2 protein-coding genes are annotated in these 2,636 nt (G+C 55.5%); both read right to left on the bottom strand.

Translation table 11 applies throughout. From position 1 onward, the window contains the following. Positions 1 to 352, bottom strand: a 352-nt coding sequence (locus GX117_02725) for a hypothetical protein (protein ID NLO32260.1), incomplete at its 3' end; no start/stop codon positions are given. 105 nt (positions 353 to 457) lie between these two features. Then, positions 458 to 2,368, bottom strand: coding sequence for a transketolase (locus GX117_02720; GenBank protein NLO32259.1), 1,911 nt, complete (start codon positions 2,366 to 2,368; stop codon positions 458 to 460). Between the last annotated feature and the right edge of the window lie 268 nt (positions 2,369 to 2,636).

Below are 2,636 nucleotides of genomic sequence, written 5' to 3'. Positions count from 1 at the left end.
CATAGGATAAGATGTGTTTGTATAAGAGCAATTCACAGACAAATACGACGATAGCGAGAAGGATCGGCAGCGGCGCGAGGAGGGGTGCCACCCAATAGAGGGGCAGCGAACTGAGCATCAACAGTGCGCAGACGAGGGGCATCGCCATAAAGGCTTTTTGCGCGACGGGAAAAGCTTCCATCGTCGTTTGGATGCCTTCCGCCTTCAGTTCTTGTTGCAGCTGTTTTTGGAAGGCTCGTTCACCGGGGCTGCCCGGCGGACGGGGGCCATGTTTCTTAATAATCTCGGCTATGGACGCCTTGATGCTGACAGCAAGGGCGTCAGCGGTACTTTGATCTAAGGTATTTTCCATGATAGGTACTCCCATAACGTCGATTATAATAAGCCATCGGTGAAAATACAAGCTATTTTAAAGCGGCACGACTGCCGCTCCATGCAAGAGATACGCGGCGGCCGCTTAACGGGACATTTCCTGTACTTTGGCGAGGATACTGTCGGGATCAAGACCTTGATGGAACATGTGTTCGCTCAGTCCGCCTTTTCCGTGTTTGGTCACGCCCAGGGCGGCGTATTTCGGTGCGAAACCCCGTTCGAGGAGCCACGTACCAAAGCGGCTGCCCAGACCGGTGCGCACGTTCTGGCTTTCCACGACCAAGACAAAGGGCGCTGCGCCCAATCGGGTCATCATGGCTTCGTCCACCTTATTCAGCGTCGGTTTGTTGATGAGTCCCACATCCAAGCCTGCGGCGCGGGCACGTTCCACAGCGTCCAAGCTTCGGCAGAGCATATCGCCGTAGGACACGACATAGCCTTGTGTGCCTTCGCGGATGAGCTCATCTTTTCCCGGTACAAAACGGTAGTTTTCATCATAGAGGCGCGAACCGTCTTCCCGACAAATAAAGGGCGTCACACTGCGCAAGGTGAACACGAATCGGATACCGGGATCTTTCCAGATGCCTTCCACCAAGGCTTTCAGCTGTGCCGCATCGGCGGGGAAGTAGAGGGCTGTTTTATCGCCTTCGGGGATGGCGCAGTCGGCAAGGTTGATGTTGATGCCGTAGTGGCAGGTATTGTCTGCCATATCGTCGATGCCGGCATGAGAGAAGTGGCAAATAGCGTTGGCTTCATTAAGGCGTGCCATAGTCAGTTCCGACAAGATCATTTCCAAAAAGGCGGAGAAGGTGCTGAAGATACCTTGTTTGCCCGCTTTGAAGCCGAATCCGGCTGCCGCTGAAAAATTACCCCGCTCCTGTACGCCGCCGTTCACACAGACTTCGGGATGGGCGGCACGGATGCCTTTAAGCCCCGTAGAGCCTTCCAGATCGGAATCGACAACGAGCAGGCTGTTCACGCGCTCTGCTTCGCTCATGCCGTCGAGAATGCCGTTGACGATCTTGCCGAATTCAACACGGTTGCTTGCCGTTTCTTCGGTGCAGCCGCGATAGACGACGGAGCCGCCGGTTTTCCCCACGCCTTCGAGGTAGCGCACCGCTTCGTCATGCCCCCGTGCCTTCAAGTAGGTGATGGCAATATCTTTTTTGATCACGTCGTGACCGGAGGCACTGCCTTCCAGCCCTTCGATGCCCGGCGCCATTTTACGGCGGTTCACCAGTGCGACAGGACCGTCTGCGCGCATGGCGGCGATCATCCGCGCATAGAGCGCATCGAAGGCTTCACCGTCACCCGTGTCCACGTGTAAACCGTGGCCTGTGAGGGTGGCGGCAAGGTCGAAGCCGGGCAGGTATTGCGACGGGTGACCGCTGATGGTCACGTCGTTGTCGTCGAGGAGCAGTTTCACGTTCAAGTTGCGTGACACGGCGAAGCGCGCCGCCTCAGCGTCGTTGCCTTCCATCTGGGAGCCGTCGGAGCCGAGCATGAGCACGACTTTATCCGGGTTGGCCATGGCAACGCCATTGACGAAGGGCCACATATGTCCGAGGCGGCCTGAGGCGAATTTGATGCCCAAGCTGTCATCCAGTTCGGGGTGTCCGTAGAGACCTTGGTTTGCTGCGCGGTATTCCAGCAACTTTTCCATGGCCATATCGCCGTTGAAGGCTGCCAAGGCGTATTGCAGCGCCACCCGATGCCCTGCCTCATCGAAATGGGCGGGATACACGCGATCCGACCCTTTTATGAAGGCGTCGGCAATGACCGCTTCCGGAACCACACTGTAGGCACCGCCGGTGTGTCCGCCCAAGCCGCGTGCGCCGGCGACGGCGGTGAAGAAGATGATCGTGTCCCGCATCACTTGTATATTACGCAACAATTGTTCGCGTTGTTCCGGGGTGATCTCATCGGTAAAGGGGTTGATCGCGACGGGGCGATAGCCGGTGGTGTCAATGGGGAATGTCATGGCGGATATCCTCATATTAAAGTTAGATTGATGCCGCGCAATACAGTAGAGAGGCTTTGGATAAAGCGGGGGCGCGACGGAAAACCGACTGTAGTATATCACGGTTTCGAAAGCGTGGACAATTCGAGTTTTGCCCGGCTATAACAGTATGCAGGTTAAAAACTGAACTGAATCCATACAATTCGGAAAATGAGAGCAAAGAGCTCTTATAGATAGTTGTCGCTATGAATACAAACAACGAAGAATCCAGAAAAGGAGACCGTGTTATGTCAATGGAAATGTG

The sequence above is a fragment of the Candidatus Hydrogenedentota bacterium genome (assembly GCA_012523015.1).
Lineage (GTDB): Bacteria > Hydrogenedentota > Hydrogenedentia > Hydrogenedentales > CAITNO01 > JAAYBJ01.
This window is presented reverse-complemented; position numbering and strand designations above follow the sequence as displayed.

Coding starts and splice junctions, on each gene's coding strand:
- GX117_02720 (NLO32259.1), bottom strand. CDS start 2,368: ATGAGGATATCCGCCATGACATTCCCCATTGACACCACCGGCTATCGC.